General features: G+C 71.6%; 6 protein-coding genes. All 6 read left to right on the top strand.

Translation table 11 applies throughout. From position 1 onward, the window contains the following. Nucleotides 1-212 precede the first annotated feature (212 nt). Nucleotides 213-1,496 (top strand): bifunctional folylpolyglutamate synthase/dihydrofolate synthase, encoded by a 1,284-nt coding sequence (locus MPTA5024_RS30720; RefSeq protein ID WP_157099832.1) that lies wholly within the window; start codon nt 213-215, stop codon nt 1,494-1,496. Between the two features lie 158 nt (nt 1,497-1,654). Next, nucleotides 1,655-1,993: a DUF4233 domain-containing protein gene (locus MPTA5024_RS30715; RefSeq protein ID WP_198167481.1), complete on the top strand. Its 339-nt coding sequence runs from the start codon at nt 1,655-1,657 to the stop codon at nt 1,991-1,993. Between the two features lie 11 nt (nt 1,994-2,004). Further along, nucleotides 2,005-3,528 (top strand): hypothetical protein, encoded by a 1,524-nt coding sequence (locus MPTA5024_RS30710; RefSeq protein WP_036330717.1) that lies wholly within the window; start codon nt 2,005-2,007, stop codon nt 3,526-3,528. Nucleotides 3,529-3,803: 275 nt separating this feature from the next. Next, a complete protein-coding gene (ndk, locus tag MPTA5024_RS30705; RefSeq protein ID WP_036330716.1) occupies nt 3,804-4,214 on the top strand; it encodes a nucleoside-diphosphate kinase in 411 nt (136 codons plus the stop codon). Between the two features lie 203 nt (nt 4,215-4,417). Continuing rightward, on the top strand, nt 4,418-5,449 hold the full coding sequence (locus MPTA5024_RS30700; protein WP_036330715.1) for a rod shape-determining protein: 1,032 nt from the start codon (nt 4,418-4,420) through the stop codon (nt 5,447-5,449). A 9-nt stretch (nt 5,450-5,458) separates the two neighbouring features. Then, on the top strand, nt 5,459-6,520 hold a 1,062-nt coding region (mreC, locus tag MPTA5024_RS30695; RefSeq protein ID WP_063794808.1), incomplete at its 3' end, for a rod shape-determining protein MreC.

The following is a 6,520-nucleotide window of genomic DNA, read 5'->3' as shown; positions in this document are numbered from 1 at the left end:
AGCGCCTCCGCGCAAACCCACCACCCAGGCCCCCGCACAACCCACCACCCCGACCCGCCGCCGGCACACGTCATCGGCACAACCAGACCAGCCATCGCGCTGCCACAACCCTTCACGGCGACTTATCCACAGGCCACTGCCCCGGACCGGAACCTGCGCGGTGAGCCCGTACGCTGATGGGCGTGGAATATCGAGCCGCCGAGCAGGCGATCATGGCGCGGGGCGTCGAATGGAACTTCGACCCCTCGCTCGATCGCATCACCGCGTTGTTGGAACTCCTTGGCGACCCTCAGAAGGCCTATCCCGTCGTCCACATCGCGGGGACCAACGGCAAGACCAGTACTGCCCGCATGACCGAGGCCCTGCTGCGTGAGCGCAATCTGCGGGTGGGCCGCTACACGAGCCCTCACCTTGTCTCCATGCGTGAGCGGATCTCGCTCGACGGTGAGCCGTTGTCCGAGGACCGGTTCACGGAGGTGTACCAGGACATCGAGCCGTACCTCGAAATGATCGACGGCAAGATCGGCCGGCTCAGCTTCTTCGAGGTGCTGACCGCGATGGCGTACGCCGCGTTCGCCGATGCGCCTGTCGACGTGGCGGTCATCGAGACCGGCATGGGCGGCACGTGGGACGCAACGAACGTCGCGGACGGCACGGTGGCGGTGATCACGCCGATCTCGCTCGATCACACCGACTACCTCGGCCCCGACGTCGCCACGATCGCCGGGGAGAAGGCGGGCATCATCAAGCCGGGCGCGACGGCGGTGCTGGCGCAGCAGCCGCTTCCCGCGGCCGAGGTGCTGATGCGGCGCGCGGCCGAGACCGGAGCCGTGGTCGCCCGGGAAGGCCTCGAGTTCGGCGTCCTCCACCGCGAGCTGGCGATGGGTGGCCAGGTGCTTCAGCTCCGGGGTCTGAAGGGCGTGTACGAGGACGTCTTCCTGCCCCTGTACGGCGCGCACCAGGCGAGCAACGCCGCGGCGGCCCTGGCGGCCGTCGAGACGATGACCGCCGGCGAGGATCCGCTCGGGGACGAGGTCGTACGGCAGGCGTTCGGCCAGGTGGCCAGCCCCGGACGGCTTGAGGTGGTCCGGCGGGGTCCCACGGTGGTGTTGGACGCCGCCCACAACCCGGGAGGGATGGAGGCGACCGTCGACGCGATCAGCGAGGCGTTCGGGTTCACCCGGCTCGTGGGAGTGGTGGCCGCGATGGCGGACAAGGACGTCGACGCGATCCTGGAGCTGCTCGAGCCGGTCGTGGAGGAGCTCATCGTCACGCGGAACTCCTCGCCGCGTTCGATGAGCCCGGAGGAGCTGGCCGCGCGCGCCGAGGGCATCTTCGGGCAGGAGCGGGTCCACCCGACCGAGCGGCTGGACGACGCGATCGACATGGCGATCGGCCTGGCGGACCAGGGGGACGAGTTCGGCTCGGGCGTCCTGATCACCGGCTCGGTCGTGACGGTCGGCGACGCCCGCATCCTGTTGAAGGGCGAGCGATGAGCACGCGGGCGCCTGAGGAGGCCGCGCGGCAAGGGCCCCAGGAAACGACCGCGCAAGGGCCGCGACAGGCGACCCGTACAACGGCCCAGGCAACGGCCCAGGCAACGGCCCAGGCAGAGAACCAGGTAACGACTCGAGAGACGAGCAGGTGGGACGGCGTGTTCGAGGTGACTCCCGGCATGCGCAGGCTCGGCGCGAGCGTGCTGGGCATGGAGGCGATCGTCGTCGCGCTGACGACCCCGGTCGCCATCACGATCAACAAGGTCGCCCCGTCGGTCGCGCTGACGGTCGGGCTGGGGCTGGCGGTGCTGTGCGTCCTCGTCACCGGGATGCTCAAGCGACCGGCGGCGTACATCGCGGGGACCGTCATCCAGGTGCTCGCGATCGCGACCGGGTTCCTCGTCCCGGCCATGTTCTTCCTCGGGGTGATCTTCGCGGTCCTGTGGATGGCGGCCATCTTCGTCGCTCGCCGTGTCGAAGGGGCGACTAAGCGCTAAAGTCGGCAACCATGGCCGTCCCTCCCGTTCCGCAGGCCCGGACCGCCGTCGCGATCCGCGCCGTGCGCGCCCCTCTGCTGCTCGACGTCGTGGTCGGGTTGCTCACCGCCGTCGCGCTGCCGCTGGCGATCGTCGCCATCCCGAACACCATCTCGGTGGTGGCGGCGCTGCTCCCGCCCGGCGTCTCGCAGGTGGAGATGATGCGGGCGCACGGTCTGGCGCTGCCCGCCATGCTGCTGACCGTGCCGCTCGCTGCGGTGGCCGTGCGCCGGTTCCGCGCCGCACCCATCCTCGTGGCCGGGCTCGCGCTGCTGGCGCTGGCCGACGCGGCGGGCGGCTACGCCGGCAGCACCGCGCTGGTCGCGGCGCTGCGCGTGCTCCACGGCGTCGGCGCGGGCATGCTCGTGCCGGCGACGCTCGTGGCCGTCTCCGAGCGGCCGAGCCGCGACGTGCTGCTGCCCGTCTGGGCCGGGATGCTCGGGGCGGCGCTGCTGTCCGCGCAGGCGCTCGCCTTGTGGCCGCTCGACAACGTGGACTCCTGGCGCGTCACCCTCCAGCCGTACCCGCTGCTCACCGGGATCGCCCTCGCGCTCGCCGCGGTCTACCTGGTGCTGTGGCTGCTGTCCGGGGAGGAGGAGAGCGCGCGAGCGGCCGCGTCCGTGCGCCGGCCCTCGTCGGCGGAGCGCGGACGGCTCACGCTCGCGGCCGTTCCCTCCGCCGGCATCGCCGTTCTCGCCGTCGGCACGACCTTCGACTGGCCGCCGACGCTGGTCGTCGTGGCCGCGGCTGTCGCCGTCGTCGGGATGCTGGCACTCGGCGCGGTGGGCACGTTCGAGGGTCCCGGCGGGCGCATGCTGGCCTTCACATACGTGGCCGTCGGCCTGGTCGTGCTCCCCACGGCTGCTCAGGCGACGTACGTCGAGCTGGGCGGGCTCGGCGGCCCCGGGCTCAGAGGCCTGTGGCTGCCGTTCGTGATCGCGGCGGTGGCCGCGCTGGGCGCGGCCGTGGTGGCGGGGCTGCTGCCGGAGGCGCTGGCGGCGCGGCTGACCAACGGCGGGCTCGTGGCCGTGGTGGTCGGCCTGGCCGCCATCCGCGTGGTCGTGCCCGAGCCGGACGGCCCGCCGCTCGTGGTGCCGTTCGTGCTGCTCGCGGCGGGGTCGGCGGTGGCGCTGGTGAGCGCGTTCCGGCTGGCGGGCGTGGGGTCGGCGCTGCTCGGGCTGTCGCTGTGCTTCCCCGCGGTGCTGGCGGGCTTCCTGCTCGGCACCGGCATCCAGGTCGACAGGCTGCAGGAGGCCACCCGCACGGCGGCGGGCGACCGGCAGGCCCTCGTCGACGGTTTCATCGACGCGCTGCACGCGTGGGCGCTGGTGGGCGGGTTCGTCGTGGTCGGTGTGATCGTGCTCGGCGCGCTCTTCGCCCGGAGGGCCGGATCCCCACCGAGCACGGCATCCGCGGGCGCTCCCGTCGTCCCCGCTCCGACGCCCTCACCTGAAGGGGAGACCGGGGCCACGACCGAGCAGCGCCCCGAACACTGACCCCGGGCGGGCGGCGCCACGAGACTCCTTCCGCCGGAGACGGCAGACGCCCCGCAAGGTGTCCCGAGAGCTCTGCCCGCGACACCCGACTCCCCGCGCGGTGCCGCGAGGTCTTCGTCAGGCATGTCCGACGCTCCGGGCGGTGTCGTGAGGACCGGGGGGCGGCGCCGGGACCGGTAAGCTGCGGTTGCGTTGGAGCTCCCGAACCGCTGCGGCATCACGCGCGCGGAGCCCGGCGTCCTGAGCACATCCGCTTCACACCAAGGAGAGAAACAGTGTCCGAGCGCACGCTTGTCCTGATCAAGCCCGACGGAGTCCGTCGCGGCCTCATCGGGGACGTCATCGGCCGCATCGAGCGCAAGGGCCTCAAGATCGTGGCGATGGACCTGCGCACGCTGGACGCGGAGACGGCCAAGGCTCACTACGCCGAGCACTCCGAGCGGCCGTTCTTCGGCGAGCTGGTCGAGTTCATCACCGGCGGCCCGCTGGTCGCGCTCGTCCTCGAGGGCCCGCGCGCGGTGGAGGCGTTCCGCGGCCTGGCCGGCCTGACCGACCCGGTGAAGTCCGCTCCCGGCACGATCCGCGGCGACCACGCGCTGGAGATCGGCGAGAACGTCGTGCACGGCTCCGACTCGCCCGAGTCCGCGGCCCGCGAGATCAAGATCTTCTTTCCGGACCGTTTCTAGCGTTTGCCACACGAGAGGCCCCGGGCTAAACCGGGGCCTCTCGTGTTTTCCAGGGCGGTGACCGATCTCTGGTTGGGAGACCCCGAATTTTCCCGGGGCGTGAGGGCTCGATGTGCCCAGTCATGAGCACGTGCCGTTACGATTCGAATGCGATGCGTTATCCCGCCTACCCGCTCACCACCTGAAGGAAGGCTTCCTTCCGCATGGGCAGCAAGCTGACATTCCTGGGCCGTGACATGGCCGTCGACCTTGGCACGGCGAACACTCTGGTCTACGTGCGAGGACGCGGCATCGTTCTGAACGAGCCGTCCGTCGTCGCCATCAACGTCACGACCGGCAAGATCGTGGCTGTTGGGATAGAAGCGAAGCGGATGATCGGGCGAACGCCCGGAAACATCGTGGCGATACGGCCCCTGCGCGACGGGGTCATTGCGGATTTCGATGTGACCGAGCGCATGCTGAGGTACTTCATCCAGAAAGTGCACAAGCGCCGGCACTTCGTCCGGCCCCGCATCATTGTGGCCGTGCCCAGCGGGATCACCGCTGTTGAGCAGCGCGCGGTCAAGGAGGCGGGGTACCAGGCCGGAGCGCGGCGGGTCTACATCGTCGAGGAGCCCATGGCCGCCGCGATCGGCGCCGGCCTGCCCGTCCACGAGCCGACCGGCAACATGGTGGTCGACATCGGGGGCGGCACCACCGAGGTCGCGATCATCTCGATGGGCGGGATCGTGACCAGTCAGTCCATCCGCGTGGCGGGCGACGAGCTCGACCAGGCGGTCCTGGCCTTCGCCAAGAAGGAGTACTCCCTGATGCTCGGGGAGCGCACGGCGGAGGAAGTGAAGATCGCCATCGGGTCCGCGTGCGCCATCGGCGAGGACTTCCACGCCGAGGTCCGCGGCAGGGACCTGGTCAGCGGTCTGCCGAAGACCGTGGTCATCTCCGCCGAGGAGATCCGCCGGGCGATCGCCGAGCCGGTGAACGTCATCGTCGACGCGGTCAAGTCGACGCTGGATAAGTGCCCGCCCGAGCTCTCCGGAGACCTCATGGACCGGGGCATCGCCCTGACCGGCGGCGGCGCGCTGCTGCGCGGCATGGTCGACCGGCTCCGCGACGAGACCGGCATGCCCGTCCACCTGGCCGACAACGCGCTCGACTCGGTCGCCCTCGGCTCCGGAAAGTGCGTGGAGGACTTCGACGCGCTCCAACAGGTGCTCGTGCCGGAGCCCCGCAACTAAGGAGCGGTCATGAGAGACACCCGCCGCGCCCGTCTCGCACTCGGCCTCCTCCTCGCCGTCGCACTGATCCTCATCACGGTGGACCACCGGTCCGCGGGACTTCCCGTCCTGGGCCCGATCCGCCAGACGGCGGCGGGCCTGTTCGGCCGGCTGGAGAGTGCGACCGCGACCGTCACCGGCCCGATCACCGGCTTCGTCGGGATGGTGCGGGGCGCGCCCGGCGCCGAGCGGACGGTCGCCGCGCTGCGCAAGGAGAACGCGCAGCTCAGGAGTGAGTTGTCGGCGCAGCGCCTCGACAAGGACCACCTGGCGAAGCTCGACAGGATGCTCGGCCTGGCCGGGCTCGGCCGCTACCGGGTCGTGCCCGCCCAGGTCGTCGCCCGTCGTACCGTCCCGGGGTTCGAGGACGCGGTGGAGATCGACGCCGGGTCGGGCGACGGGGTGCGCGCCGACATGAGCGTGCTCACAGGGGAGGGCCTGGTCGGCCGGGTCGTCCAGGCGGGGCCGGACACCTCGACCGTCGCGCTTCTCACCGACCCCGCCCTGTCGGCGGGCGCGCGGCTCGAGGGCGGCAACGAGATCGGCGTCGTGAGCGGCCTCGGCGAGGCGGGCGGCGGCGACAACATGATCAGATTTCGGCTGTTCGACTCCTCGGCTCCGCTGAGCGTGGGCAAGCGGATCGTGTCCTTCGGCTCCCAGCAGAGCAAGCCGTACGTCGCGGGGGTGCCGATCGGGATCATCGAGCGGGTCGAGAACACGCCGGGCGAGCTGGTCAAGACCGCGTACGCCCGGCCGTTCACCGACTTCTCGTCCCTCGACGTGGTGGGGGTCGTCGTGCAGGCGCCCAAGCGCGACCCGCGCGACTCGGTGCTGCCGCCGGTGCCGCCGCCGGCGAAGCCGGTCGACCAGCGGAAGAAGCGGGACCGCGACCTGCTGGGACCGCTGATGGAGGCGGGCCCGGGCGGACGCCGCCACGACGGGCCCCGCGACTCGCTGCGCGCGCCCGCCGACCGGGGCGGCGCGGGGGAGACGCTCGACGGCGCTCGCGCGCCAGGTCCGGACTCCGGGCCC

The organism is Microbispora sp. ATCC PTA-5024, from assembly GCF_000511135.2.
Taxonomy (GTDB): domain Bacteria; phylum Actinomycetota; class Actinomycetes; order Streptosporangiales; family Streptosporangiaceae; genus Microbispora; species Microbispora corallina.
The sequence above is the reverse complement of the archived record's forward strand: the minus strand, read 5'-3'. Positions and strand labels throughout refer to the sequence as shown.

What these genes read in the sequence shown, in the direction of transcription:
- MPTA5024_RS30710 (WP_036330717.1), top strand. Translation starts at nt 2,005, where the DNA reads ATGGCCGTCCCTCCCGTTCCGCAGGCCCGGACCGCCGTCGCGATCCGC.
- MPTA5024_RS30700 (WP_036330715.1), top strand. Translation starts at nt 4,418, where the DNA reads ATGGGCAGCAAGCTGACATTCCTGGGCCGTGACATGGCCGTCGACCTT.
- MPTA5024_RS30720 (WP_157099832.1), top strand. Translation starts at nt 213, where the DNA reads ATGGCGCGGGGCGTCGAATGGAACTTCGACCCCTCGCTCGATCGCATC.